The sequence below is a fragment of the Microbacterium sp. NPDC097977 genome (assembly GCF_040302605.1).
Classification (GTDB): Bacteria; Actinomycetota; Actinomycetes; order Actinomycetales; family Microbacteriaceae; genus Microbacterium.
Genome location: NZ_JBEOUR010000010.1, coordinates 1 through 26,971 on the forward strand (window position 1 = coordinate 1; position 26,971 = coordinate 26,971).

Genomic DNA, 26,971 nt, shown 5'->3' on the forward strand with positions numbered 1-26,971 from the left:
TCACCTCTCCTGCCGGAGAACGCTCGAAGCACAGCTTCGCCCAATTGGTGTCGTCGACCCACGCGAGCAGAACCCCCGCGTCGAACGTCGCTCGAAGGTCGGGCGTCACCTCGGCGGAGAAGGTGAAGTCACCCTCCGGCGGAGTCCCGAGGAGGGTGTGGGCGTTCAGCAGAGTCTCCGCGGCGACACCGCTCTCTCCGCTGGGGTCGACGAAGAGGTCGGTCCCCGCGGGGGCGGCTCCGCCGATACCCGACGTCGTGACGCTCCAGACTGAGCCCTCCGTGGGGAGCAGGTCGAAGGGAACAGGGGGAATGTTCATGAAAACAGCCTAACGAGTGTGGGATTCGGTCTTCGGGATGCGGCTAGCCCCTGGCCTCGAGCCGCGCATCCGCTGTGTGTCGGTCGGGGTCAGTATCCGGTGGTGAGGACGCGGTCGAGGGCGTCGACGAAGACGTCGACGGAGGCTTGCGAAATGACCAGCGGAGGCTTGACCTTGAGGACGTTCTGATGATCGCCGGTGGGTTGCATGATGACTCCCAACTCGAGGAGGCGGTCGCAGATCGCCGCGGTCTCGGCGGTGGCGGGCTCGAGCGTCTCGTGATCGCGGATGAACTCGACGCCCAGGTAGAGGCCGGAACCGTGCACGGTGCCGATGAGGTCGTGCTTCGCGCCGAGCTCCCCGAGGCGTCGCTTGAGGTGCCCGCCGACGACGCGCGCGTTCTCCTGCAGTCCCTCCTGCTCGATCACATCGAGCACGGCCGTGCCGATGGCGGCGGAGACGGGGGAGCCTCCGGTCGATGAGAAGAAGTACCCTCCGTTGCGGTAGCGGTCCGCGACCTCGCGGCGAGTGATGACGGCACCGAGGGGCTGCCCGCCGCCGATGGACTTGGCGACGGCGACGATGTCGGGCACCGCGTCCTGCTGCTGGAAGCCCCAGAACCACTCGCCCAGTCGGCCGTACCCGACCTGCACTTCGTCGGCGATCGCGAGGCCGCCGTGGCGGCGGATCGCGGCGTAGACCTCGGTGAGGTACCCGTCGGGCAGCGCCACCCCGCCGGCGTTGCCGAAGTACGTCTCGGTGATGAAGCCCGCGGCAGGATGACCGGATGCCGCGAGCGCGTCGATCACCGCGGCGGCTTCGGGCGCGTAGTTCACCGCATCCGCTCCCCGGTGCTTTCCACGGTAGGAGTTCGCCGCATCCACGGTGTGCACCCAGTCGGGGCGCGTGGCGAGGGCGTTCGGGTTGTCGGCGATCGAGGTCGACACCGCATCGCTGGCGTAGGTCCACCCGTGGTACGCCTCGCGCATCGCGACGATGTCGGGGCGACCGGTCGCGGCCATCGCGAGGCGGATCGCGAGGTCTGTCGCCTCGGACCCGGAGTTGACGAAGAACACGGTGTCGAACCCGTCAGGCAGGGTGGCCGCGATGCGGTCGGCGTAGTCGATGATCGCGCGGTAGTGGAAGCGCGAGTTGGTGTTCAGCAGGTGCATCTGCCGCGAGCCCGCCGCGACGACGTGCGGGTGGGCGTGGCCCACCGAGGCGACGTTGTTCACCATGTCGAGGTAGACCCGGCCGTGCACGTCGATCAGATGCTCGCGCCACCCGCGCTCGATCCGCGGTGGTACGGCGTAATAGTGCTCCTGAACCTCAGCGAGCACCTCATGACGACGCGCGAGCGAGTCATCGTCGGCCGCTGCCGGCGTGGGCACGCCGATCGCGGCGCCCGGGTCGCCTGCCACCTCACGCCAGGCGGCGGCGAGAGCGGGCGTGGCGCGCTCCGACGGCATCGTCCCGTCGACACCGCGTCGCAAAACCAGGCGGGTGCGCGCCGGCAGAACGGTGGATGCCAGGTCCCCGGAGGCGCCGGAGATCGTGACGATCTCCTCGCCGGCCGTCCACGTGAGCGTTCCCCCCGCCACGACCGCCTCGCCGTCGATGCGCGTCGGGGCGGCCAGCCACAGCAGAAGGTCTGTCGGGATCGTATCGGTCGTCGAGGGCAGCGGGTCGGTCTCGCCCGTGAGGCGCGCGGACCAGGCAGGTGCCGTGACCATATCGGCACCGGCATCGAGTGCGCGCTGCGCTGCGTGGTCGAGGGTCGTGGTGTCGAGCCAGGCGCCACCGTCGTTCAGGGGCGACTCGGTGGTGGTGTCGAGCGCGATGTGCCGGCCGGACGAGAGGATGCTCGGACCCGCCCAGGCACGTTCGGGCGCGCCGCGGCGGCCCAGGGCAGCGCGTGTCGCCGCGGTCAGCACGGGGATCGGCACCGATATCGCCTGCTCGAGGATCCGGAACTCGCGATCGAGCGCAACGGCGGCGTACTCGTTCTCCTCGTCGAGGCGCACCTGAGCGCGGCCGCTCAGCACCAGCACGGCGCCGCGAAGGACGACGAGGGGCCACAGCGCGATCAGCTCGTCGTCGGTGAGGTCGCGCAGGCGATCGAAGGCGCGGATCGCGGGGAAGGTGCTCTCTGGGGACGCACCATCGTGATGCAGCACGGAGGAGACGGTGACGGCGATCTCGCCGACCCGCCACGACGCGCATGTGTCACCGAAATCGATGACCGCGTCGGGCACGGTGGCGCCGGGAGCGCGCAGCACGTTGTCGTCGGTGACGTCGAAGTGCCCGGTCTGGATCGGCAGCGACGCCTTCACCGGGGCGAGGGCGGCGCGGGCGGTGTCCGCCGCGCGCTGCACGATGTCGCGCATCTCGGGATCCGGTTCGAGGGGCAGGAGCGTATCGATGACACGCTCGGCGTGACGCAGATCCCATTGGAGGACACGACTCGTTGCGGGGTGCGTGAAGTCCGCGAGAGCGGCACTCACCGCGCCCGAGAGTGCGCCGAGACCCTCCACCACGGCGGGTGAGAGATAGGACGACCCCATGAGCGTCCGACCGGACACGTTCTCGATGACGCGGGCGTGGATGGGCCCCTGGGACGACTTCCACCATGCGGACATCGCGCCGCGGGGTCCGTCGACGATGCGGGGGACACGCACATGCGGACGCCGCTGCGCGACCGTTGCCGCCGCGGCACCCTGCATGTCGATCTCCGCTTCGCTGAAGGCGGGGTTGCTCAGCTTGAGGACACCGAGGGGCTGCGTCGACCCCCGCTCGAAGACGCGGACGTTCTGATCCTGCTGGCTGCCGAGCGGTTGCACGTCCACCTCGATGCCGAACGTCTCCACGAACAGCCGCTGCACCTCTTCGTCGGAGAGCGTCGGAGTGGGGAGATCGACGTGTGCGAAGTAGTCGAAGAAGTCGGTCATGGTCTTTCCTTGGGTGGTGTGTGAAAAGGGGAGGAGGTCGGTCGCCGCACGCTGGTCATCCCATGCCACGCTCCTCGTCGATCGAATTGCCTCCGTCGACGATCAACAGCTGGCCCGTGATGTAGGAGGCTCCGTCTCCTGCGAGGAAGCAGACGGCAGACGCGACCTCCTCGGCCGTACCGGGGCGGGCCGCCGGGGTGGCCCGCCCCATGGAGAGCTCATGCTCGCTGGACGAGGAGGTCGAGATCCAGCCGGGTGCGACGGCGTTCACCGTGATCCCGGCTGCTGCGACGTCGATCGCGGTTCCGCGCGTCAGGCCGATCATTCCCGCCTTGGCGGCGTGATAGCCGACGTCTCCCCGGTAGGCCATCACCGGCCCGGAGAGAGAGGCGACATTCACGATGCGCCCATGACCGGCGTCCCGCATGTGCGGCACGACGGCGCGCGTCATCCGCAGGGCCGTGGTGAGGTTCCGATCCAGCGAGATGCGCCACTGTTCGATGGAGATGTCGTCGATGGCGGCGGGAGACTCGGCGCGCGAGACGGAAGTGAGTCCTGCGTTGTTGACGAGGACGGTCGGGACTCCGTGGCTCTCGCGCGCGGCAGTGAGAACGGCATCCACCCCGCGCTGTTCCGTGAGGTCGGCCACGACCCCGCTGGCGTCGATACCGGCTCGACGAAGGTCGGAGACCCGTTCGAGGATGCGGTCCGTCGTCGAGGTGACGACGATCTTCATGCCGGCCCGACCGAGCATCATCGCCACGGCGGCTCCGATTCCCTCGGCGCTGCCCGCTCCGGTGATGATCGCTGTGCGGCCTGGGGTATCCATGGGCCCCTCGCTTTCTGGACGTTCGGTGTGTCTGGAGGTCTGGCTGGGGAGTCGACGTGCGGACGGGGCGTGGCCTCGCCCGCACTTTCCCTGGCCGCTAGACCGCGTGGAGGAGCGCCTCCGCGGTCTCGAGCGAGCCGCGGCGACGGTGTGCGGCGTAATCGCCCCGGGCGGTGCCGAGGCGTGACATCCACACCGTGGCATTGGTGAGCAGGCGAGCGGCCGCGAGCGGCAACACGACCGCAGCTTCGTCCGACGTGACGGCGACGGACTCAGACCATCCGGCCATCACCTCGTCCACGGCCGCCGCCGGATCACCCCAATGACGCGCGGCGTAGGCGCCGGCGATCACCGGTTCCGAGATGCGGATGCTGCGAGTCATGTCACCGAAATCGAGGATGCCGGTGATCGTCGTGTGCTCGGCTCCCGGCCCCACCAGGAGATTGGAGTCGTGAAGGTCGTGATGGACGACGGCGGTGGGGAGTCTGCTCAGCCGAGGCGCGACGCTCTCCGTCAGGAGGGCGAAGACGGTGGCGGCGGCGCGCTCGAGCCGTGCGACTTCTTGCGCGGCCCCCGGAAGCCGGCCCTGGTCCGCGAGGGTCCCGATGCGAGTGAGAGCACGCTCGATAATCGTTCTGGACTCGGTGATCTGCCACGGGTGCTCTCCGAGTTCGGGCGGCGGGCTCTCCAGCCGAAGGCGTCGATGAAGTCGTGCTGCGACATGGCCGATCTCTCGGAGCAACTCCCTCCGCATGGGCACGCGCTCCAGCGGTGTGCCCCCCAGCCAGTCTGACACCTGAACCAGCAGCGCCCTCGTCCCCGTCCCCGTCCCCGCCTCGACGGTGATTTCTCCGGCGACGGAGCGTCGCGGCCGGGCGACCGGGAGTCCCGCTTCCGCAACTCTCTGCACGACCTCCTGGTGCCAACGAAGGGTTGTGCTCGAGGGCGTGTCCGCCCAGAAGGCCTTGACGGCGAATGCCGCGTCCCGGCGATCGGTCACCCGGAAGACGGCGGCGCTCTCGGCCCCGACGGCCTGAACGGCCGACGCGTGGATCTCGAACCGCGTCCGAAGGATCTCGACGATCTCGTCGTCGCCGACTGTCACGACGTCGACGTCGACAGCAGGCGCGCCTGCTGTCGCAGAATCGGCGTCGGTTGTGATGTTCATGCAAGTAGAGTATCCATATTGGTGACCAATAGTCGAGTTGGTGACCAAAGGAGGCGACATGGGTGCACCCGGTCAGATGCACATGGTGAACAGTTACGACCCTGCCTCGGACGCGGAGGTGGGCCGCAGAGCGTCCGCGTTGATCGAGCGTCGGCAGAGAGTGCTCGGCGCCCCTTACCGCCTCTTCTACCGACAGCCCGTCGAGGTGGCCAGTGGAGACGGTGCGCTCCTGTTCGACCCCGACGGCGTCGACTACCTCGACGCGTACAACAACGTGCCGGCCGTCGGACACGCCAATCCGCGAGTGCGGGCAGCGGTCGACGAGCAACTCGGAAGAGTCAACACGCACACCCGGTATCTCACCGATCAGCTCGTCGACTACAGCGAACGACTGGTCTCGCTCTTTCCTGACTACCTGGAGCAGGTGGTGTACACGTGCACCGGCAGTGAGGCGGTGGATCTCGCGCTCCGAATCGCACGGCATGTCACCGGCGCGACCGGCGTCGTCATCACCTCGAACGCCTATCACGGGACGACCCAGGCGAGCGCCGCCATCTCGCCCAGCCTGGGGCCGAACAACGTGCTCCCTGAGCACGTGGTGACCGTTCCCGCGCCCGACCCCTTGCGAGACCCGTCGGATGACGGCGCGTCGGCTGCGCTCTTCGCACAGCGCGTCGAAGACGCGATCACCCGCCTCGAGCGCAGGGGCGTGAGATTCTCGGCGCTCATCGTCGACTCCGTGCTCTCCAGCGACGGTCTTGTCACGCACCCGCAGGAAGTCCTGCGGCCTGCGGTCGAGGTCGCTCGCCGTCGCGGTGGTCTCTACATCGCCGATGAGGTTCAGCCGGGCTTCGGTCGGCTGGGATCCGCGTGGTGGGGCTTCCTCCGGCACTCCGTCGAGCCCGATCTCGTCGTCCTGGGGAAACCGATGGGCAATGGCCTCCCCATCTCCGCCGTGGTGGGCAGGCGCGAGCACATGGACGCTTTCGGGCGGGACGTCCGATATTTCAACACTTTCGGAGGGACCCCGGTCAGCATCGCCGCGGCGACCGCCGTCCTCGATGAGATCGAGGACCGCGAGCTTCTTCAGAACGCCGCGACCGTCGGAGACACCCTCATGAACGGACTGAGCGAGCTGGCGCGCCACGATCGGCGTCTCGGTCAGGTCCGCGGCGAGGGCCTCTTCCTCGCCGTCGAGTTCGTCCGGAGCCGCAGTCAGCCCGTCGCCGCCCCTGACCCCGGTCTGGCGAATCAGGTCGTCAACGGACTGCGCGCGAAGCGAGTGCTGGTCAGCGCGTCCGGTCGGCACGAGAACGTCCTCAAGATCCGACCTCCGCTGGTCTTCGAGTCGCGGCACGCAGACCGATTGCTCACGGCGCTCAGCGAGGTCCTGTCCGAGACCCCGGACGACGATCTCGTCACGACGACCCCGTAGGTACACTGACGACGACCACGACACCAGATCACGACGCATGCGGCCGCTCCCACCGGCCCGGAGGTAAGAAATGGTTGCACCCTCGCTGATCGCAGACCATCTGCGCGACGACATCCTCTCACTGCGGTTCGAGCAGGGGGAGCCCCTGCGAGAGATCTCGATCTCGGACCGGTTCGGCGCATCGCGACGATCCGTCCGAGAGGCCCTTCTGATGCTCGCCCAGGAGGGCGTGGTCACTCACGAGAAGCACCGGGGAGCCCGCGTCCGGCAGTTCATGACGAACGACGTCATCGACCTCTATGCGGCACGCGCCGTCCTCGAGGGGACGGGCGCTCGCGCCTGCCTCGATGCGCCGGATCACGCCCTCGACGCGGTGATGGTCTCGCTGGCCGATCTACGGCGGGCGGCGGCAGAGGGGCAGAACTCATCGCGTCACGCGACAGCGGACGTGCAATTCCATGCCTCGGTCATCGCCCTCGCCGGCAGCCCTCTGCTCGACCGCTTCTTCGCCTCCATCCGCAGCCAGATGACCTTCGCCATCAGGCTCCTCCAGCGCCGGGAGGTCGTGGCCGGATGGCACCACGAAGACGCGCTCCGGGACCACGTCCTCATCGCCGAAGCTCTTCTCAGACGCGACCCCGAGACCGCTCTCGCTGCCGTCCTCGAGCACATAAGCGTGAATGAACAGGTTCTCCGCGGCATCGCCTCGGCGGGAGCGTGACGGATGATGCGCCGACGAGCGATCCGCGCCTCGAGCCGCCCGCAGGAATCCTTGAGAGAACCCGATACTTTTCCAGACAGAGGAGCACACCAGTGAGTGACTACGCCGTCGTCAACCCCGCGACGGGGGAGACCCTTCGCGACTACCCGACGATCACGGACGAGGAGCTGCAACAGGCCATCGCCGCCGCGTCCGCCGCCCACGAGGAGTGGTCGCGTCGCGCCCCCGTGGCGGATCGCGCGGCGCTCATCGCCCGCGTCGCCGCGCTCCACACGGAGCGCCGTGAGCAGCTGGCCGAGATCGTCGTCCGCGAGATGGGCAAGACCTTTGAGCAGGCGCTCGGCGAGGTCGACTTCGCCGCCGCGATCTACCAGTACTACGCGGACAACGGTGAGGCCTTCTCGGCCGATGAGCCGATCGAGCTGTCCGACGGCACCGGTTCCGCGTTCGTCCGCCGCGCGTCCCTCGGCGTGCTGCTCGGCATCATGCCGTGGAACTTCCCCTACTACCAGGTGGCGCGGTTCGTCGGCCCGAACGTCGTCAACGGCAACACGATCCTCCTCAAGCACGCACCGCAGTGCCCCGAGTCGGCGCTGGCGATCGCGCAGATCTTCGACGACGCCGAAGCCGAGCTGGGCGCCCACGATTCCGTGTACGTGAACATCTTCGCCACGAACGACCAGATCGCGACGGTCATCGCCGACCCGCGCGTGCAGGGCGTCTCGGTCACCGGTTCGGAGCGCGCCGGTTCCGCCGTCGCCGAGATCGCCGGCAGGCATCTCAAGAAGGTCGTGCTCGAGCTCGGGGGGTCAGACCCGTTCATCCTGTTGTCGACCGACGACCTCGACGCCGCCGTCCAGGACGCTGTCAACGCCCGCCTCGACAACAACGGGCAGTCCTGCAACGCCGCCAAGCGGTTCATCATCATCGACGAGCTGTTCGACGAGTTCGCTGCGAAGTTCACCGAGGTCTTCACCTCGAACGCACCCGCAGACCCGATGGCGGAGAGCACGCAGCTCGGCCCGCTGTCGTCGGCCGCCGCGACCGAGCGACTCACCGAGCAGCTGGGGCGCGCGAAGGAGCAGGGCGCGGCGATCCTGGCGTCGGGAGAGCCGGCGGGGAACTTCTTCCCGCCGGCCGTCCTCACCGACGTGACGCCGACGATGGACGCGTTCCACGAGGAGTTCTTCGGGCCCGTCGCGGCGCTCTACCGGGTCGCGTCCGAGGAGGAGGCCGTGCGCCTCGCGAACGACACACCGTTCGGACTCGGCTCCTACGTCTACACGACCGACCAGGAGCAGGCGCTGCGGGTCGCGGACGGCATCGATGCCGGCATGGTGTGGATCAACCTCGTCCTCGCCGATGCGACGGAGCTGCCCTTCGGCGGCGTGAAGCGCTCGGGCACCGGCCGCGAGATGGGCAGGCCCGCGATGGACGAGTTCGTCAACAAGAAGCTCATCCGCATCGCGTAGGCGCAGCGGCGTCGCCTCTGACGCGGAGCGATGCGGGGCACGCATCGAGTGATCGACGCTGCGCTCAGCACTCCGGACCCTAGTCGGCCGGCCCGACGATCACCGCCGACTCGGAGGGGAGCACGATGGTCCGGGAGGAGATGCGCACAGGCGTGGTCTCGAGCAGCACCCGGGCGTCGGGCGCCAGCTCGAACTCGATCTCGCTGGCGGTCAGGTTCACCAGCACCGACACGTCGCCGCGATCGAGGCGGTACGCGCGGGCATCGGGGGCGGCATCCTCGTGCATCACGGTCACACGGGTGTGCGCGAGATCGGGGTCGGTGAGATCGGGCAGTTCCCGGCGCAGCGCGATCAGTCGTCGATGAAGATCGAGCATGCGCGCCTGCCGAGGGCGGTCGAGCTCGGCCCAGTCGAGGTGCGAGCGCTCGAAGGTCGCCGGATCCTGCGGGTCGGGCACCTGGGCGGGGTCCCACCCCATGCGCGCGAACTCGGCGATGCGACCCTCCGCGGTGGCCTTGGCGAGCTCCGGCTCCTCGTGCGAGGTGAAGAACTGCCAGGGGGTGGTCGCCCCCCATTCCTCGCCCATGAACAGCATCGGTGTGCCCGGCGCGGTGAGCGTGAGCACGGCGGCGACCGCGAGGCGATCCGCCGACAGCGATGCCGAGAGCCGGTCGCCCGCCGCGCGGTTCCCGATCTGATCATGGTCCTGGGTGAAGGTGACCAGGCGCCAGGACGGAACCTCGGCCGGCAGTGGATGCCCGTGCGCGCGGCCGCGGAAGGAGGAGTGGGTTCCGTCGTGGAAGAAACCGCTCTGCGACACCTTCGCGACGGCATCCGAGGCGGCGAAGTCGGCGTAGTAGCCCTCGGTCTCCCCGGTGAGGGCGACGTGCACCGCATGGTGCCAATCGTCCGACCACTGCGCGGTCAGTCCGTATCCGCCCTCGTCCCTGGGCAGGACGAGGGTGGGGTCGTTGAGGTCGGACTCCGCGATGAGGGTGAGCGGTCGGCCGAGCTCGGCGGCGAGAGCATCGACGCGTTCCGCCATCTCCTGGAGGATGTGCGGGGTCTGCTCGTCGTGCAGCGCATGCACGGCATCGAGGCGCAGACCGTCGACGTGGAAGTCACGCAGCCACATGAGCGCGTTCTCGAGGATGTACTCGCGCACGGTCGGCTCGCTCAGATTCAGCGAGTCCCCCCAGGACGTGTTGTGCTCGCCGTCGCGCAGGTACGGACCGAACTCGGGAAGGTAGTTGCCGCTCGGGCCGAGATGGTTGTAGACGACGTCCTGGATCACCGCGAGCCCGCGGGCGTGCGCGGCATCGACGAGTCGCTGGTACCCGGCGGGCCCGCCGTAGCCCTCGTGGACGGCGTACCACAGCACTCCGTCGTATCCCCAGTTCCATCGTCCGCTGAACGCATTCACCGGCAGCAGTTCGACATGGGTGACGCCTAGGGAGACGAGGTGGTCGAGTCGTCCGATCAGCGCGTCGAGGGTCCCCTCCGGCGTGAAGGTCCCCACATGCAGCTCGTAGACGATGCCCCCGGCGAGCTCGCGCCCTGCCCAGTCGTCGTCCGTCCACTCGAACCGGGACGCATCGTAGAGCGCCGACGGTCCGTGCACGCCTCGGGGCTGTCGACGCGACCGCGGGTCGGGGCGCAGCATCGAGCTCCCGTCGAGCAGGAATCCGTAGCGCTCGCCTTCGGCCATGGCGACGTCGGAGCTCCACCACCCGTCGGGCTGTCCGTCACGGCTGAGATCGTGCTCCGAGATGGTCACGCAGGCCGGGGTGAGTCGGCGAAGCCGCACGGACTCGGCGCGCGGCGCCCAGACGGAGATCATCGGTCCTCCACCAGCAGGGCGACGGGGTAGGTGTCGAGAAGCTCGGACAGGCGCACGGGACCCGCGGCGATCCGCCGACCCGTCAGCACGTCGGTCGCGGGGATCTCACGCCGCAGCAGCACGGTGTCGCCCCACCCGCCCCGGTCGGCGAGACCGACGGGGAGGCGGGTCGCGACGGCGAGGACGCCGCCCCGGTCGACGGCGACGGCGTGCGCGGACGCCTCGCCCGCCACGGTACCGGGGCGGTAGCCGTCGAAGAGCTCGGGGTGGTCGCGGCGCAGGCGCAGCGCGCGAGAGGTGACGAGCATCTTCGCGGCGCCCGAGTCGTCGATCGGAGGGAGGATGCCGCGTACGGCATCCGCATCCATCCGACGCAGGAGGTCGGCGCGCGCGCCGAAGTCCACGGGCCGCCGATTGTCCGGATCGACGAGGGAGTGGTCCCACAGCTCGGTGCCCTGATACACATCGGGGACGCCGGGGGACGTGAGCTGCAGGAGCTTCGCGGAGAGGGAGTTCACCCGTCCGGCGTCGACGATCTCGGCCACGAAGGCGTCGAGCACCTCGCGGGCGGAACCCTCGGTGGCCTCCGCGATCGCGATGACGCCCGTCTCGAAGTCCTCGTCGGGATGCTGCCAGGCGGTGGACTCGGCGGCCTCTCGGGCGGCCTTGAGTCCGTACTGGCTCATCCGCTCGGCGGTGATCGGCCAGGCGCCGACCGCCGCCTGCCAGAGCAGCGCGTCGAGGGGGCCGTGCCCGGTGGAGGCGATGCCGCGGAGCTCCGCGAGGACCTCTGCCCAGCGCCCCGGAATCTCGGCGAGCACCGAGAGCCGCGCCCGGACATCCTCCGAGCGCTTGGTGTCGTGGGTCGACAGAGCCGTCAGCGAGTGCGGCCAGGACGCGAGTCGCGCGCGTTGGGCGTCATGGAAGGCCTCGACCGTGATCGAGGCGATCGACGGATCGCCGCCGACCTCGGTGAGGGTGCCGAGGCGCGTACAGCGGTAGAAGGCGGTGTCCTCGACGCCCTTCGCCATCACTGCGCCGGTGACCTGCGGGAATCGCTCGGCGATCTCGAGGCCGGTGTCGACGAGCAGGGGAGCGAGCTCGGCGATCGCTGTCGCGAGGTCGGGTCGCCGGGCGGCCGCATCGTCCAGCGCGTGCTGCAGATGCTCGCCTCCCGCAGGCAGGTACGCGCGATACACGGGGAAGCTCGCGATGATCTCGGCGAGCGCCTCCTCGGCGTCCACGACGCCGAACGGCAGGGCGCGCACCAGGCGTCGCACTTCGGACCGCAGCAGCTCGTCGGCGATCATCCGCTTCGTCGAGTGGATGAGATCCTGCCAGGATGCGGCGGGCGGGAGACCGGAGTCCTCCCGCAGGCGTGCGTCGAGCTCGTCGAGCGCGCGCACGCCGTCGCCGTCGATCAGCACGCGATCGAACTCCACGAGAGCGTCGTATCCGGTGGTGCCGTCGGTGCGCCACCACGAGGGCAGCTCCTCGCCGGGCTCGAGGATCTTCTCGACGACCGTGTAGGCGGCGCCGGTCGCATCCGCGAGGCGCTCCAGGTAGGTGCCGGGGTCGACGAGCCCGTCGGGGTGGTCCACCCGCAGGCCGTCCGCCAGGCCCTCGGTGATCCACCGCACGATCTCCCGATGGGATTCCTCGAAGACGTCGGGGATCTCGACACGGATGCCGGCGAGCTCCGAGACCGCGAAGAAGCGGCGGTAGTCGAGGTCGGTGTTCTGGTCCTCCCAGAAGCGCAGTTCGTAGTGCTGGGCGTCGAGGAGGGCGGGGAGATCGTCCGCGAGGGCGGCCGTGCCGGGGGCCAGCGGAAGCTCGTGGTCGAAGTAGTGCAGCGTGCCGTCGGGGGCGTCGTCTGCGGGGGTGGTGTCGATCGTGATCTCACCGGCGGCGAGCACCTCGGCGGGCGACGAGCCGAGAATCGGCAGCCGCACCCGACCCGCCGACACCCGCCGGTCGACGTCGAAGGCGATCGCGTGCCGCGACGAGGTGCCGAGGCGCAGCAGATCCCACCACCAGCGGTTCGCGCGCGGCAGGGCCACGCCGACGTGGTTCGGCACGATGTCGACGAGGATGCCGAGACCCGCCGCGCGCGCCGCAGCGGCGAATCGCGTCAGGCCCTCCGGCCCTCCGCGCTCCGGGTCGACACGGGAGTGATCGACGACGTCGTACCCGTGATCGGATCCGGGCACCGCTGCGAGCAGCGGCGACAGATACGCCCACGACGCGCCGAGGTCGGCGAGATATCCCGCCGCCTCCGCCGCATCGTCGAGGGTGAACCCCTGTCGGATCTGCAACCGGTACGTCGAGAGAGGTCGTCGCGTCATCGAGGCAGCTCCGGGCTCGGTGCGGGCGCCGGGGCCTCCGCGCGTTCGGTCTGGATGCGCAACGACGCCTCCACGGAATCGTCGGTTGGCACCTCGGTCTGGTCGACCTCGCGCAGCACCAGCATCGAGTGGGCCTCGAGCGTCACCGGGGCGCCGGCGTCGATCGCGGGTCCGCCTGCGCGATCGCCGGCGGTGTCGATGGCGACCTCCCAGGCGCGACCGTGCCTGTCATCGGGGAGCATCGCGTCGATCGCATCCGCTCCGCTGTGGAAGTAGACGAGGAAGTTCTGATCCGACACGGGCCGGCCGCGGCGATCCTTCTCCCGGATGCCCTGTCCGTTCAGGAACATGCCGATCGCGAGCCCGAAGCCCGAATCCCAGTCCTCCGGCTCCATCCGACCGCCGTCGGGGCGCAGCCAGACGACGTCCGGCACGCGCTCGCCGTCCTCCGACCGCACAGGGCGTCCGTCGAAGAATCGGCTGCGCCGGAAGGTCGGGTGCGCACGACGCAGTCTTGCGACGGCGGCCGTGAACTCGACGAGGGGTCGATCCGCGGCCTCCCAGTCGATCCAGGTCAGTTCGTTGTCCTGCGCATAGCCGTTGTTGTTGCCGTGCTGCGTGCGTCCGAGTTCGTCGCCGTGGGCGATCATGGGCACGCCCTGCGACAGCAGAAGGGTGGCAAGGAAATTGCGCTGCTGCCGGGCGCGCACCCGGTTGACGCTCTCGTCGTCGGTCGGTCCTTCCACGCCCTGGTTGCTCGAGCGGTTGTGCGACTCCCCGTCGTTGTTGTCCTCGCCGTTGGCCTCGTTGTGCTTCTCGTTGTACGAGACGAGGTCACGCAGCGTGAACCCGTCGTGCGCGGTGACGAAGTTGATCGACGCGACAGGGCGACGGCCCGAGTGCTCGTAGAGGTCGGCCGAGCCGGTCAGCCTCGAGGCGAACTCGCCGAGGGCCTGCGGCTCCCCGCGCCAGAAGTCGCGCACGGTGTCGCGGTACTTGCCGTTCCACTCTGTCCACTGCGGGGGGAAGTTGCCGACCTGGTAGCCGCCGGGGCCGACGTCCCACGGCTCGGCGATGAGCTTCACCTGAGAGACGATCGGGTCCTGCTGCACGAGCTCGAAGAACGCCGCGAGCCGGTCGACGTCGTAGAACTCCCGCGCGAGGGTCGACGCGAGGTCGAAGCGGAAGCCGTCGACGTGCATCTCGGTCACCCAGTACCGCAGCGAATCCATGATGAGCTGCAGCGCGTGCGGGTTGCCCGCGTTGAGGCTGTTCCCGGTGCCGGTGTAGTCGGTGTAGTAGCGACGGTCCTCTTCGAGCCGGTAGTAGGCCTCGTTGTCGATGCCTCTCATCGAGAGCATCGGGCCCATGTGGTTGCCTTCGGCGGTGTGGTTGTACACCACGTCGAGGATGACCTCGATGCCCGCCGCGTGCAGCGCGCGCACCATCGCCTTGAACTCCTGCACCTGCTGGCCGTGCTCGCCGCTGGAGGCGTAGTCGTTGTGCGGGGCGAAGAAGGCGAGCGTGTTGTAGCCCCAGTAGTTCGAGAGGCCCTTCTCCTGCAGCGTCGAGTCGTTCACGAACTGATGCACCGGCATGAGCTCGAGTGCGGTGACCCCGAGGTGCACCAGGTGCTCGATGACCGACGGGTGCGCGATCGCCGCGTAGGTGCCGCGCAGTTCCTCGGGGACGTCGGGATGCAGCTGGGTGAGCCCCTTGACGTGGGCCTCGTAGATCACGCTCTGCGCATACGGCGTCTTCGGGAGGCGGTCGCCGGCCCACTCGAAGAAGGGGTTGATGACGACGCCCTTCGCCATGGTGGCGGCCGAGTCCTCGTCGTTGCGCGAATCGGGGTCGCCGAAGGTGTAGCCGAAGAGCGGCTGACCCCAGTCGATCTCACCCGACACGGACTTGGCGTACGGGTCGAGCAGCAGCTTGTTCGGGTTGAAGCGCTGACCCTGCGCGGGATCGTAGGGGCCGTGCACGCGGTACCCGTAGAGCTGGCCCGGCTGCACGGACGGCAGGTAGCCGTGCCACACGAACGCGTCGACCTCGTCGAGCGGCACCCGCTCCTCATTGCCCTCGTCGTCGAACAGGCACAGCTCGACCTTCTCGGCGCCCTCGCTGAACAGGGCGAAGTTCGTGCCCTGACCATCGAAGGTCGCGCCGAGCGGGTAAGGGGATCCAGGCCAGACGTCGTGGCTCACCGCGCGTGCCGCATCGCGACTGCACGGTGCAGAACGGTCTGAAGAGCATCGTGGAAGTCGTGCACTTGCGCCACCTCGTCGGCTTTCGGGTAGGGGTGGCCGACGTAGCAGACGAAGACCGGATGAACGTGTTCGATGTAACCTATCGGGCCGTCGTGCATGACGACGTAACGATCGAGGTCGACGCGCTCGTAGAGGGTCTCGACCGGAGTCGTGGTTCCCTGTGAAGCCTGGTCCCGCGGGGACTCCCGGTCATGTGCGGCATGGGTCTTCGCAGTCATGATGGCTCCTGATTCTCTTGATGCTCTCACGATAGGAGCGGGGGTGAATCTGGGATATCCCATTGCCAGCAGAGCGATCACGCGCTATGTCTCGAGTCGTGCCCGCGCGCCCGTGGCCGACCCGTGAAATCAGGGCGGTCGCACCTGCGACAATGGAGTTCCCGCGCCGATCCCGAACCGAGGAGCTTCCGTGCAGTACATCTCCACCCGAGGCGGCATGCAGCCGCTGCCGTACTGCGAGACGCTGCTCGAAGGACTCGCCCCCGACGGCGGTCTCGCGGTGCCCGAGACGATGCCGACGGTCGACGGCGAGACCCTCGAGCGCTGGCGCGCACTGACCTATCCGCAGCTCGCGACCGAGGTGCTGGGTCTCTTCGCCACCGACATCCCCCGCGCCGACCTCGCGCGCATGACGGCGGCGGCCTACGAGCCGTTCCCCGAGGCGGTCGTGCCGCTGCGGGCGATCGACGACGACCTCACCCTGGTGGGGCTCTCGGAGGGGCCGACGCTGGCGTTCAAGGACATGGCGATGCAGTTCCTCGGCCAGGTCGTCGAGTACGCGCTCGAACGCAAGGGCTCGGTGCTGAACATCCTCGGCGCGACCTCGGGAGACACCGGATCTGCGGCCGAGCACGCCCTGCGCGGCAAGGATCGCATCTCGGTCTTCATGCTGTCGCCGAAGGGACGCATGAGCGCGTTCCAGCGTGCGCAGATGTTCTCGCTCGACGATGAGAACATCCACAACATCGTCGTCGACGGCGTGTTCGACGACTGCCAGAACCTCGTCAAGAAGCTCGCGGGCGACCTCGATTTCAAGCGCGCGCAGAACCTGGGCGCAGTCAACTCCATCAACCTCGCGCGCATCACCGCGCAGGTCGTCTACTATTTCTGGGCCTGGCTGAGGGCGACGGACGTCGGCGGATGGACCGAGGTCTCGTTCACGGTGCCGTCGGGCAACTTCGGCAACATCCTCTCCGGGTTCTTCGCGAAGCAGATGGGGCTGCCGATCCGTCGCCTCGTCCTCGCCGCGAACGAGAACAACGTGCTCGACGAGTTCTTCCGCACCGGGGTCTACCGTCCCCGCAGCGCCGCGCAGACCCTGGCGACCTCGAGCCCCTCGATGGACATCTCGAAGGCGTCGAACCTCGAGCGCTTCATCTTCGAGCTGGTGGGGCGAGACGCCTCGCGCGTGGTCAGCGCCTGGAAGGACCTCGACGACAAGGGGCACTTCGACTTCACCGCGGACCTCTCGCGGTTCATCGAGGAGTTCGGCATCGTGAGCGGCACCTCGACGCACGCCGACCGGCTCGCCACGATCGAAGCGGTCTACGACGCCTCGGGCGACATCATCGATCCGCACACCGCCGACGGCGTCAAGGTCGCGCGGGAGTACGTGGAGCCCGGAGTGCCGATGCTGGTGCTCGAGACCGCGAAGCCGCAGAAGTTCGCCGAGACGATCCGTGAGGCGATCGGTGTCGAGCTCGAGTACCCGTCGGAGCTGCGCACGATGCTCGATGCCCCGCAGCGCACCACCGAGATGGCCGACGACGAGCACGAGCTGCGCGCGTTCATCGAGGCGAACGCGCTGCGCTGACCGGCGCTCAGGCCGGGAGGGCCTTCACCGCCGCGGTGAGGACCTGAGGCACGGTCGGCACGCCCTCGGCGCGGAACACCTCGGCGCCCGACGCATCGCGGATGATGACGGTCGGTGTGAAGCGGATGTCGAGGGCTTCGGCCGCATCCGGTTCGCGGGCGACGTCTATCTCGGTCACCGTCGCGTCCGGCAGGAATCGCACCGCATCCGCGAGAACCGCGCGCGTGCGGGAGCAGGCTCCGCAGAACGCGGATGTGACCAGCGTCAGTTCCATCGGGCTCCTTCTCGATCCTCCCGGTGCAACCGATCGGCTCGGTGTGGTGTTCCCGGGTGTGGTGTTCCCGGGTGCGGTGTCCCCGCCTGCGGAGCGCCCGGGTCAGGGGGCTGCGGGGGCCGCTCGGGGATGCAGCACCCCCGAGGCCGCGCCGAGCGCCGCACCCACCAGGGTGTCGATGATCCGCTCCCCGGCGACCTGCATCGATCCGATCTCGCCGGTCGCCGCGCCGGTGAGCAGCAGCACCAGCGGAGTGATGAACACGAGCGCCAGGGCGTAGTTGCGCACCACCACGAGCTCGATCGTGAACTGGAGGGCGCCCAGCAGCAGCGCCAGCCAGAGACCTGACGGATGCAGCAGCGCGAGCAGTGCGTACACGCCTGCGCCGACCACGGTGCCGAGCATCCGGTGGAGTCCTCGCTGCAGGGCGGCGCGACGCGCGGCGGCGACCCCGACCACGGCGACCGCGGAACCGACGATCCAGTAGGTCCGTGTCGGATCGATGAGCAGGCCCAGCAGCACGCCGAGGACCGCGACGATCGACACGCGCAGCACGAGCATGCGCGTGTCGGACGTGAACGCGGGGCCGGGTAAGAGCCGTCGCAGCGGGGTCGGGGCTACCGCCCGTGCGCGGGGGAGGAGCAGCGGCGCCATCGCGACCGCGTAGGAGAACGTGCAGCCTGCCGCGAGTGCCGCGATGTAGCCGGTCGGCGGGATCGGCGAACTGGCGATCACATGGGCGGAGAGACCGAACACCAGCACGAAGAACAGGGGGCCGGGCGGGCCGAGGCGGAACCCGAACGAGAGAGCCGCGCCGACGATCGCGACGACGACCACGCCGATGCTCACCAGCCACGGGCTCGCGGAGGCCAGGACGCCGAGAAGGGCGCTGACGATGAGGCCGGCGGCCACGAACGGCAGGATCCGCGCCCGATCCCGCACCGGCGCGGCGCCCGCGAAGAGCACGGTGAAGGCCCCGGACGCCGCGATGTAGCCGAGCGACGGCGCGCCGAGCACGGTCATGACGGCGATCGGGACGGCGATGCCGAGAGCGGCCTGCGTCGCCAGGTGCCAGCGCGGACCGCGCGTGGGGGCCAGAGCGAACAGACTCATCCCTCCATTGTCTCGCGCCTCGCTCGCCGCCCGTGACGCGGAGGCCGGCGATACGATGGCCGACGTGACCGCACCCCGCCCCGGAATCGCCGAGCGCCTCGCGCAGATGATCCAGCTGCCGACCGTCTCGGCAGAACTCGAGCAGCGGGGAACCGGGCCGTTCGAGGACTTCGTGGCACTGATCGCCGAGCTCTACCCGCTCGTGCACGAGCGGCTCGCCGTCGAGAGGCACACCGAGTTCGGACTGCTCTTCCACTGGGCGGGCAGCGGCGCCGCGCCCGGTGGCCCCGTTGTGCTCATGGCCCACTACGACGTCGTGCCGGTCGACGAGAGCGACGAGTGGACGCACCCGCCGTTCGCCGGTGTGATCGCCGACGGTCTCGTGCACGGGCGGGGCGCACTCGACGACAAGGGACCGCTGCTCGTGGTGCTCGAAGCGGTCGAGAACCTCCTCGCCGAGGGCGTCGTGCCCGCTCGAGACGTCTATCTCTCGTTCGGCGGCAATGAGGAGACGTACGGAGATGCCGCCAGGGAGATCGCCCGCTCGTTCCGCGAGCGCGGCATCGTTCCCTGGCTCGTGGTCGACGAGGGCGGCGCCGTCGTCGACGCTCCGCTGCCGTTCGTCCCTGGGCGCGCCGCCATGATCGGGGTCGGGGAGAAGGGCCTGATGACCCTCACGCTCTCGGCACGCGGCGACGGCGGGCATGCGTCGGCGCCTCCGACGCGCACGGCCGTCCGCCGGATCGCCCGCGCTCTCGAGCGTCTGGGGCCGTCGACGTTCCGTCCCCGTCCGTCGAGGGCCGTCGGTCGGATGCTGTCGCAGCTCGGGGCGCAGACCCCGGGGCCGGCAGGTCATCTGCTGAGACTGCTGGGATCCGCGCCGTGGCTCACCGGTCGCCTGTTCGCCGCTCTCGGCGGCGAGTCCGCGGCTCTCGTGCGCACGACGGTGGCACCGACCATGCAGTCCGGCGGCACGGCCGCGAACGTCCTTCCGTCGCAGGCATCGGCGACTCTCAACCTGCGGATCGCGCTCGGGGAGACGCCCCAGCAGGCCGTGCTGCGGGTCCGCAGGCGCATCCGCGATCCGCTCGTCACCGTGACGGTCGAGGAGGCGAGTGCTCCGTCGCCCGAGTCCGCGACCGACAACGCCCAGTTCGCGCTGCTGGCCGATGCGCTCGCGGTGTCGCATCCGGGGGTCGCAGCGGTGCCGTACGTGATGATGGCGGCGACGGATTCGCGGCATTTCCATCGCTTCGCGCCCGCCGTCTACCGCTTCGCACCGTTGGAGATGTCGAACGCGCAGCGCGCGTCGATCCACGGGGTCGATGAATACGTCGAGATCGCAGCCCTCGAGCGGGGGGAGCGGTTCCACCGCGCCCTCATCCTCGGGCTAGGGTGATCTCACCCCGCCGGGTGCTCGAGCGTCCGGGTATCCCTTTCATCGAGGAGCCGCGATGACGCGCAGCCGCACTCTGGGCACTCTGGCCACGGTCGTCGGGTTCCTGGCGTTCGTCGAATTCACCAGCGGCGTCCTGCAGGGTTATTACACGCCCATGCTCACCGACATCGCTCGTCATCTCGGCATCCACGACGCCGACGTCAACTGGCTCGAAGGCACGCAGCTCATGCTGTCGGCGCTCGTCGTGCCCGCGTTCGCGAAGCTCGGCGACATGGTCGGCCACAAGCGGATGCTGCTGATCTCCACCGCGCTGACCGCCGCGGCAGCCCTGGTGCTGCCCTTCACCGACTCCTTTCCCGTGTTCCTCATCGGCTGGACGCTGATGGGCTTCTACGTCGTGTGGCTGCCGCTCGAGATCGCGCTGATCTGGTCGCGCTCGCGGCGCATGGAGGGACGGTCGTCGATCACGGCGAAGGCGGCAGGACTCCTCGTCGCGGCGCTCGAGGGCGGTGCCATCATCGGAGCGCTGGTCGGCGGGGCTCTCATCGACGTGCTGCCGCTGACGGTCGTGCTCCTCATCCCGGCCGTGCTCATCGTCGTCTGCTTCTTCGTCGTCCTGTTCGGGGTGAAGGAATCGCCCGACCCGACAGGCGGCGTCTTCGACACCGTCGGCGTCGTGCTCATCTCGATGGCGCTGATCTGCTTCACCGGTGGCCTCAGCCTGCTGCGCCTCGAGGGCGGACTCGTGAACCCGTGGTCGTGGGCGGTGGTGCTCCTCGGCATCCTGCTCGTGATCCCCTTCGTGCTCTGGGAGCTGCGCTGCGAGGATCCGCTCATCGACGTGCGCATGTTCCGCTCGCCCGCGCTCGGCCCGGTGTTCCTCACCGCCGGACTGTTCGGCGTGAGCGTGCTCGGAGCCCAGGCGCCGCTGTCGACCTTCGCCCGCACCGACCCCGGCGAGTACGGCTACGGGTTGGGCACGACCGGGTTCGCGACCTCCCTGATCATCGGGCTGTATCTGATCGCGATGATCGTCGGCGCCCTGCTGTTCCCGGCGATCGCGCGGGTGCTCACCCCGCGGGTGACTCTCATGGGTGCGTCGCTGCTCGTGGGCATCGGCTTCCTCCTCTTCCTGCCGTTCCATGACTCGTATCTGCAGGTCGTCACGAACATGGCCGTCGTCGGACTCGGATCGGGTGCGCTCGTGGCGGCTCTTCCCGCGGCGGCAGCCTCGGCCGCGCCCGCCACCCAGACCGGCGTCGCGACGGGACTCACGAACTCGGTCAAGACCGTGGGCGGGGCGATCGCGTCGTGCGTCTTCGGCATCGCGCTGCTGAACGGCGTGAGCGGAGCGGTCCAGGGCACGGCCGGATCCTTCGCCGGCTACATCACGGTCTGGGTGGTCTGCGGTGTCACCGCACTCGTGGCGGCCGCGATCCTCGTGTTCGTCCCGAAGCAGGCGTTCACCGACCGGGCGGACGCCGAGGCGGTCGCCGCCCCGATCGTCTGACGTCAGTCGCGGTCGAGGCCGAAGGTGCGCTTCACGACGGCCTGCATGTCACGATCGAGCCCGTCGATGCGCGAGTTCACCGCGTCGAAGCGGGCGTTCATCTCGTTGCGGAGCCCGCCGACCTCCCCGCGGAGTCCGCCGATCTCGGCCCGGACGACGCGGATGAAGAGCGTCGAGACGACCGTCAGCATGCCGAGCATGAGCGCGGTGAAGCACCCGATCATCGTCCAGATCTGAGCGTCGTTCATGAGGTGCACCGTGTCATCCTCGCATCGTTCCAGACGGCGCGTCGGGATCGACGTCGCTGTATACCGTCATCCCATCTTGCGGGGAGAACTGTCGCGACAGCACAGCTGTGCAGGAGGAGCCGACGACGATCGTCCACCGGCTCCTCCTCTGTTCAGTCGCCCTTGACGTTGACGAGCTGGTGCAGCGTGTGCCGGATCGACACCAGACCCGCGGCATCCGCCATGACCCGATCGATCGGCTTGTACGCCTGCGGGATCTCGTCGATGAAGGCGGTGGTGTCGCGGAACTCGATGCCGGTCATCGCCTCGCGCAGCTGCTCGTGCGAGAACGTGCGGCGCGCCGCGGACCGCGAGTACTCCCGCCCGGCGCCGTGCGGCGAGGAGTTCAGCGACTGGGGGTCGCCGAGTCCTTCGACCACGTACGACGCGGTTCCCATCGACCCGGGGATCAGCCCGGGGCGCCCGGCATCCGCCTGGATCGCACCCTTCCTCGACACCCAGACCTGCATGCCATAGTGCTTCTCCGACTCGGTGAAGTTGTGGTGGCAGTTGATGCGCTCCTGTTCATCGACCGGCGTGCCGAGGAACTCGGACACCTGCCGTGCGACGCGGTCCATCATCTCCTCCCGGTTGAGCAGCGCGAAGTACTGCGCCCACCGCAGCTCGCTGATGTACCGGGTGAATTCTGGTGTGCCCTCGACCAGGTATGCCAGATCGCGGTCGGGAAGGTCGATCCACCACTGCTTCGCGAGTCTCTGCGCGACGGCGATGTGGTGTCCCGCGATCCTGTTGCCGACGCCGCGGGACCCCGAGTGCAGGAACAGCCAGACCCGGTCGAGCTCATCGACCGACACCTCGATGAAGTGGTTGCCGGAGCCGAGCGTTCCCAACTGCAGGCGCCAGTTCTCGGCGTACGTCTCTGGGTCGAATCCGCTCTTCTCCGCGAGCGCCTCGAGCTCGGCGATGCGCGGAGCGGCGGTCGCGACCACCTTGTTGTTGTAGCGGCCGGCGGACAGCGGGATGGCGCGTTCGATCTGCTCGCGCAGCTCCGCGAGGGCACGCCCCTGCAGGTCGCTCCCCGTGAACTGGGTGCGGACGGCGATCATGCCGCAGCCGATGTCGACGCCGACGGCAGCGGGAATGATCGCGCCGAGCGTCGGGATCACCGAACCGACCGTCGCTCCCTTGCCGAGGTGGGCATCGGGCATCAGTGCCAGGTGCGGGTGGATGAACGGCATGCGAGCGGTGGTGTGTGCCTGATCGAGTGTCTTCTCGTCGATCATCGACGCCCACGAGAGCAGCCGTGCGGAGAGCCTCTCCATGATTCCCTTCCTTGTGATGGTCAGCCACAGGCTCGGGGATCTCGTGAGAAACAGAAATGCCCCGGACCTGACGGTGCGGGGCATGCGAACAGCGGATGCTGTCACACGGCGCGCGCCGGAGGGTACGACTCATAGCGGTCATTGCGCTTCGGCTGAAGCGGCAAGACCGCGATGAAGGGGAACTTCCGCAGGGCGGTCATCCGTCGTCTCCTCGGCGTGATCGCGGCGCGCGATCGGCGCAACGCTGTCACACTATGCCGCGACACGCCCGGGCGTCAAGCGGACCCGCGCGGCGGGTTGTGCATGAACTCGACCCTGATGCCGTCGGCATCCTCGACGAAAGAGGCGTAGTAGCGGTCCGTGTACCGCGGGTATTCCTTCGGATCGCGGACGGAGGACCACCCCGCCTCCAGGGCCACCTCGTGCAGCCTGTCGACCTCGTCGCGCGACGCGACCGCGAATGCCATGTGCTGCCAGCCGACGCGTCCGTGACGGTGCGGGCCCGAGCTCTCGTCCCACGCGTACAGGATGATCTCGGTCTCTTCGCCGTGATGCCACGAGAGGGAGTGGTCGTCCTCCCCGCCGCTCTCGTATCCGAGAGCCGTCAGCACGGGATGGAACTGCGCCCTCGCGCGTGCGAGGTCGTCGACGGTGATGCCCAGGTGATCGAGAAGAGCCATGCCGCCAGTCTTGCAGGAGGTTTCGGCGTCGCGCCAGGGGCGCGCGACCGGGCGCACCCGAGAGCGGTCAGAGCTCGATGCCGTGATCCTCGTCGTTGACCCCGGCGTTGCGTCCGCGGCGGGACTCGTAGCCGATGAACCAGCCGAGCCAGACGATCGCCGCGAGCAGGATGCCGAGCCAGACGTTCTGGAAGATCAGACCGATCACGATCCCGAGGATCAGGAGTCCTGCGGTGACGGAGAAGCGGAGGACGTTGCGGGACATGGCCTCAGCCTAGAGGTGATCGAGCCACGAGCGGATCGGTCGCGGCGCGGTCAGCGAGAGCGGTGGTCCTCGGGCGAGAGCCGCGGGCCACGGCGCGGCTCGCTGACGCCGCTCGCGAAGATCAGCCGGATCACCCGCTGCCGGTGACCGGACCACGGCGCGAGGAGCTCGAGCATCCCGTCGTCGTCGGTCCGGTGCCCGGTGAGTGCGTACCCGACCTCATGCGCCAGGTGGTAGTCGCCGACGCTCACCGCATCGGGGTCGCCGAGCGCTCGGAGGCGGGTCTCGGCGGAGGTCCACACCCCGACGCCGGGCAGGCTGGTGAGAATGCGGTCACGGTCGGCGCCGTCCTGCGCGCCCCGCAGGGCGCGGGAGATGCTCTCGGCCCGTTCGGCGACCCGGACGATCGTCTTCGACTGCGGCGGCTGCACGCCCACCCGATGCCACTCCCACGAGGGGATGCGCCGCCACTGCTCCGCCGTCGGAGCGGCGAACATCGGTCGCGGGGTCGGGCCCGGTGCACGCTCGCCGTACTTCGTGACGATCAGGCGCCAGGCGCGGAACGCCTCGAGCCCGGTGACCTTCTGCTCGAGGATGGCGCACGCGAGAGCGTCGAAGACGACGTCAGTGCGAGACAGACGGATGCCGGGGGAGCGGCGGGCGACCTCGGCGATGAACGGATGATGCGACGGATCGAAGCCCGACGGATCATCGTCGGCCCCGCACAGCCGCGGCACCGCATCGAGAGCGTGATCCGCGCCGCGGCCCCATGCGCTCGCCCTGATCTCGCCGCCCTGTGCTCGGAGCGCGACGGTCGCGGGGCCGGACGGGGTGCGCACCGCGCGCCAGATGACGGGGCCGTCGTGCACCATCGTCGGGTCGCCAGGGCCGCGTCGCAGCATCCCCACCGTCGCGCGCAGATCGAGCGGCGCGGAAGGTCGGTAGACGCTCTCTCGCGGATGCTCCCGAGAGGCTGCGTCGGCAGCTCCGGCATCCGCGGTCAGGGTCATGCCGCCCACCATACGTGGCGGGACTGACACTCGGATCAGAAGCGGTCGGGCGAGGGCGTTCCGTGGCCGTAGCGGATGACGACGTCGGCGTGACGGTCGAAGCGGTAGCCGATGCCGCGCACGGTGCGGACGATGTCCTCGTAGCGGCCGAGCTTGGCGCGCAGTCGCCGCACGTGCACGTCGATCGTGCGCTCCCCCGGGGTCTCGTCGTCCTGCGCCTGCCACAGGGCGGAGACGAGCTCGCTGCGCTCGATCGTGCGTCCCTCTCGGAGCACGAGGTACTGCAGCAGCTCGAACTCCTTGTAGGTGAACGCGGCGGACTCGCCGTCGATCAGCACGCGCTTGCGGGAGATGTCAACCACGACACCGCCCTCCTCGTCGGTGATGTCCTCTTCGGCCGCCGCCTTCGTGCGTGCGATCGCGCCGGGCTCGTGCAGCGCCAGACGGACGACGTCGAGGTCGCGGCCCCCCGATCCGTGTGGGGCGAGGGCGACGGTGGCGTGCGTCTCGGCCCCCGGCGCCAGTTCGGCGAGGGTGCGGCGCAGGGCATCGACGAGGAGCGGAAGGCTGACGCCTGCTTCGGCCGCCTTGATCTCGTCGAGACCGACGTAGAGGGCGAAGCCGCGGGGCGATCGGACGGCGGGAAGATCCGCGTCGAGCGGTGCGGCGACAGGAGCCTGCGGGGCGGGGCGTGCGGAGGTGGCGACGGGACGCTCGAGAAGTGCGATGTTCGACATGATGATGAAGTCCTCAGGACGTGAGCCGGAGAGAGGCTCTGATGCGTTGCATGAATGACCGGGCGAGCCGGGAAGCGAGCAAGGGTGGGTGCTCGGAGACCAGTCCTCGCAGATCGCGAGGAGTCAGGTCAGACGGAGTGGCTGTTCGTTCAGCGACACATTCGGCAACACATGCCAACGCGACCGGGCATCATCATCCCGGCAGTCCTGTTCGCCTCCTGGGCGGACGAAGGGCTTGCGTTGGTAGTCATGGGGGGATTATGACCGAAGAAGTCCGCGCGTGTCAAAACGGCCGTCGGTGCGGGCGGCGGGCTTAACGTGGGAGTGTGACCTCCTCCAGCCTCGCAGCCGGCTTCATGCTCACCGACGAGAAAGACGCCTCGCGATACTCGTTGACGCGAGACGGCCAGCTCGTCAGCGTCCTCGACTATCGCGACGACGGACACACGATCGCGCTGACACGGGCCTTCACGATCCCGACTTTCCGCGGACACGGCTACGCAGCGGTCGTCGTCGAGGGTGCGGTCGCCGACATCGAGCAGCGCGGGGACCGCAAGGTCGATGCCGTGTGCTGGTACGTCTCGGACTGGTTCGAGGCGCACCCCGAGCACGCCTCGCTCCTGCGGGTGCGCTGAGGCGTTCGTGCGACGCTCGCCGTGTGACGCTGTGTTACACGACGGCGCCCTGACAGGATGAAGGCATGAAACTCGCCGAGGCCCTCGCCGCCCGTGCCGATCTGCAGCGTCGTATCGAGCAGCTGCGTGCCCGCATCACCGCGAACGCCAGGTATCAGGAGGGCGAGGAGCCGGCGGAGGACGCGGTGGCCCTCCTCGCCGAGGCCGATGCCGCCCTCGTGCAGCTGCGGGATCTGATCCGCCGGATCAACGCGACCAACGCGGCGCTCGACCTCGGTGCGGACGGGACGATGACGGATGCGCTCGCCGCGCGCGACGTGCTCCGACTGCGGCACTCGCTGCTGGCCGACGCCGCCGCTGCGGCATCCGGGGCGAACGACCAGTTCCTCCGGCAGATGCGCTCGGAGCTGCGGCAGATCTCCGCGCTCCCCGTCGCCGAGCTGCGCTCGCGCGCGGACGCCGTCGCGCAGGAGCTGCGAGAACTCGACAATCGGATCCAGCAGGCGAACTGGCTGCATGAGCTGAAGGAGTAGCGAGCGGAAGTCGGTAGTCACGACGAGGCGGGCACACCCCCAGCCGGAGGGGCAATTCCGGCACATGTCGGGCGGAGGGCAGCCCT

General features: G+C 69.1%; 24 protein-coding genes. 8 read left to right on the top strand and 16 right to left on the bottom strand.

What is annotated here, in order from left to right:
- The 4 genes from ABTZ43_RS04145 to ABTZ43_RS04160 form a co-directional block, all read right to left on the bottom strand.
- On the bottom strand, positions 1-319 hold a 319-nt coding region (locus tag ABTZ43_RS04145; protein ID WP_350537914.1), incomplete at its 3' end, for a DUF1349 domain-containing protein.
- An 89-nt stretch (positions 320-408) separates the two neighbouring features.
- Positions 409-3,267, bottom strand: coding sequence for an aminotransferase (locus tag ABTZ43_RS04150; RefSeq protein ID WP_350537915.1), 2,859 nt, complete (start codon positions 3,265-3,267; stop codon positions 409-411).
- 55 nt (positions 3,268-3,322) lie between these two features.
- Entirely contained in the window at positions 3,323-4,096 is a 774-nt protein-coding gene (locus ABTZ43_RS04155) for an SDR family NAD(P)-dependent oxidoreductase (protein WP_149423765.1), read from the bottom strand.
- A gap of 97 nt (positions 4,097-4,193) precedes the next feature.
- Positions 4,194-5,264 carry a phosphotransferase gene (locus ABTZ43_RS04160; RefSeq protein ID WP_350537916.1) on the bottom strand — a complete coding sequence of 357 codons (1,071 nt, stop codon included), beginning with the start codon at positions 5,262-5,264 and terminating at the stop codon, positions 4,194-4,196.
- Positions 5,265-5,322: 58 nt separating this feature from the next.
- On the opposite strand from ABTZ43_RS04160, the gene ABTZ43_RS04165 reads away from it, so the two are divergent.
- The 3 genes from ABTZ43_RS04165 to ABTZ43_RS04175 all read left to right on the top strand — a co-directional run bounded on the left by ABTZ43_RS04165 (position 5,323) and on the right by ABTZ43_RS04175 (position 8,892).
- Positions 5,323-6,699 carry an aspartate aminotransferase family protein gene (locus ABTZ43_RS04165; RefSeq protein ID WP_262492156.1) on the top strand — a complete coding sequence of 459 codons (1,377 nt, stop codon included), beginning with the start codon at positions 5,323-5,325 and terminating at the stop codon, positions 6,697-6,699.
- Positions 6,700-6,769: 70 nt separating this feature from the next.
- Positions 6,770-7,420, top strand: coding sequence for a GntR family transcriptional regulator (locus ABTZ43_RS04170; protein ID WP_350537917.1), 651 nt, complete (start codon positions 6,770-6,772; stop codon positions 7,418-7,420).
- A 92-nt stretch (positions 7,421-7,512) separates the two neighbouring features.
- Positions 7,513-8,892 carry an NAD-dependent succinate-semialdehyde dehydrogenase gene (locus ABTZ43_RS04175; RefSeq protein WP_350537918.1) on the top strand — a complete coding sequence of 460 codons (1,380 nt, stop codon included), beginning with the start codon at positions 7,513-7,515 and terminating at the stop codon, positions 8,890-8,892.
- A 79-nt stretch (positions 8,893-8,971) separates the two neighbouring features.
- On the opposite strand, the gene treZ is transcribed toward ABTZ43_RS04175, so the two are convergent.
- Genes treZ through ABTZ43_RS04195 form a run of 4 tightly spaced genes read right to left on the bottom strand, consistent with a single transcriptional unit; the run spans position 8,972 to position 15,565 of the window.
- Positions 8,972-10,732 carry a malto-oligosyltrehalose trehalohydrolase gene (gene treZ / locus ABTZ43_RS04180; RefSeq protein WP_350537919.1) on the bottom strand — a complete coding sequence of 587 codons (1,761 nt, stop codon included), beginning with the start codon at positions 10,730-10,732 and terminating at the stop codon, positions 8,972-8,974.
- Entirely contained in the window at positions 10,729-13,077 is a 2,349-nt protein-coding gene (gene treY / locus ABTZ43_RS04185; RefSeq protein WP_350537920.1) for a malto-oligosyltrehalose synthase, read from the bottom strand. Before treY ends, treZ begins: the two co-directional genes overlap by 4 nt.
- Positions 13,074-15,284, bottom strand: coding sequence for a glycogen debranching protein GlgX (glgX, locus tag ABTZ43_RS04190; RefSeq protein ID WP_350537921.1), 2,211 nt, complete (start codon positions 15,282-15,284; stop codon positions 13,074-13,076). Before glgX ends, treY begins: the two co-directional genes overlap by 4 nt.
- Entirely contained in the window at positions 15,281-15,565 is a 285-nt protein-coding gene (locus ABTZ43_RS04195; protein WP_056412602.1) for a hypothetical protein, read from the bottom strand. The genes glgX and ABTZ43_RS04195 overlap by 4 nt, the downstream gene beginning before the upstream one ends.
- A gap of 190 nt (positions 15,566-15,755) precedes the next feature.
- Here ABTZ43_RS04195 and thrC point away from each other — a divergent pair, with 190 nt between their 5' ends.
- Positions 15,756-17,159, top strand: coding sequence for a threonine synthase (thrC, locus tag ABTZ43_RS04200; protein ID WP_350537922.1), 1,404 nt, complete (start codon positions 15,756-15,758; stop codon positions 17,157-17,159).
- A gap of 7 nt (positions 17,160-17,166) precedes the next feature.
- On the opposite strand, the gene ABTZ43_RS04205 is transcribed toward thrC, so the two are convergent.
- Complete coding sequence (locus ABTZ43_RS04205; RefSeq protein ID WP_056412595.1) at positions 17,167-17,433, bottom strand: glutaredoxin family protein; 267 nt, start codon at positions 17,431-17,433, stop codon at positions 17,167-17,169.
- A gap of 102 nt (positions 17,434-17,535) precedes the next feature.
- Positions 17,536-18,546, bottom strand: a complete 1,011-nt coding sequence (locus tag ABTZ43_RS04210; RefSeq protein WP_350537923.1) for an FUSC family protein — start codon at positions 18,544-18,546, stop codon at positions 17,536-17,538.
- 55 nt (positions 18,547-18,601) lie between these two features.
- On the opposite strand from ABTZ43_RS04210, the gene ABTZ43_RS04215 reads away from it, so the two are divergent.
- Positions 18,602-19,945, top strand: a complete 1,344-nt coding sequence (locus ABTZ43_RS04215; protein ID WP_350537924.1) for a M20/M25/M40 family metallo-hydrolase — start codon at positions 18,602-18,604, stop codon at positions 19,943-19,945.
- 55 nt (positions 19,946-20,000) lie between these two features.
- Positions 20,001-21,455, top strand: coding sequence for an MFS transporter (locus ABTZ43_RS04220; protein ID WP_350537925.1), 1,455 nt, complete (start codon positions 20,001-20,003; stop codon positions 21,453-21,455).
- A 2-nt stretch (positions 21,456-21,457) separates the two neighbouring features.
- On the opposite strand, the gene ABTZ43_RS04225 is transcribed toward ABTZ43_RS04220, so the two are convergent.
- From ABTZ43_RS04225 to ABTZ43_RS04250, 6 genes are all read right to left on the bottom strand, one after another.
- Positions 21,458-21,703: a hypothetical protein gene (locus ABTZ43_RS04225; protein ID WP_253385538.1), complete on the bottom strand. Its 246-nt coding sequence runs from the start codon at positions 21,701-21,703 to the stop codon at positions 21,458-21,460.
- Positions 21,704-21,855: 152 nt separating this feature from the next.
- A complete protein-coding gene (locus ABTZ43_RS04230; RefSeq protein WP_350537926.1) occupies positions 21,856-23,025 on the bottom strand; it encodes an RtcB family protein in 1,170 nt (389 codons plus the stop codon).
- A 275-nt stretch (positions 23,026-23,300) separates the two neighbouring features.
- Positions 23,301-23,705 carry a VOC family protein gene (locus ABTZ43_RS04235; protein WP_350537927.1) on the bottom strand — a complete coding sequence of 135 codons (405 nt, stop codon included), beginning with the start codon at positions 23,703-23,705 and terminating at the stop codon, positions 23,301-23,303.
- Positions 23,706-23,772: 67 nt separating this feature from the next.
- The gene (locus ABTZ43_RS04240) at positions 23,773-23,970 is read right to left on the bottom strand and encodes a hypothetical protein (protein ID WP_253385541.1); all 198 of its coding nucleotides are present in this window, start codon (positions 23,968-23,970) and stop codon (positions 23,773-23,775) included.
- 50 nt (positions 23,971-24,020) lie between these two features.
- Positions 24,021-24,980 (bottom strand): DNA-3-methyladenine glycosylase family protein, encoded by a 960-nt coding sequence (locus ABTZ43_RS04245; protein WP_350537928.1) that lies wholly within the window; start codon positions 24,978-24,980, stop codon positions 24,021-24,023.
- A 35-nt stretch (positions 24,981-25,015) separates the two neighbouring features.
- Complete coding sequence (locus ABTZ43_RS04250) at positions 25,016-25,717, bottom strand: winged helix-turn-helix domain-containing protein (protein WP_056412574.1); 702 nt, start codon at positions 25,715-25,717, stop codon at positions 25,016-25,018.
- A gap of 356 nt (positions 25,718-26,073) precedes the next feature.
- Here ABTZ43_RS04250 and ABTZ43_RS04255 point away from each other — a divergent pair, with 356 nt between their 5' ends.
- Both ABTZ43_RS04255 and ABTZ43_RS04260 read left to right on the top strand, forming a co-directional pair.
- Complete coding sequence (locus ABTZ43_RS04255) at positions 26,074-26,352, top strand: GNAT family N-acetyltransferase (protein ID WP_082539412.1); 279 nt, start codon at positions 26,074-26,076, stop codon at positions 26,350-26,352.
- A gap of 65 nt (positions 26,353-26,417) precedes the next feature.
- The gene (locus tag ABTZ43_RS04260) at positions 26,418-26,885 is read left to right on the top strand and encodes a DIP1984 family protein (RefSeq protein WP_149423747.1); all 468 of its coding nucleotides are present in this window, start codon (positions 26,418-26,420) and stop codon (positions 26,883-26,885) included.
- Positions 26,886-26,971: the final 86 nt, after the last annotated feature.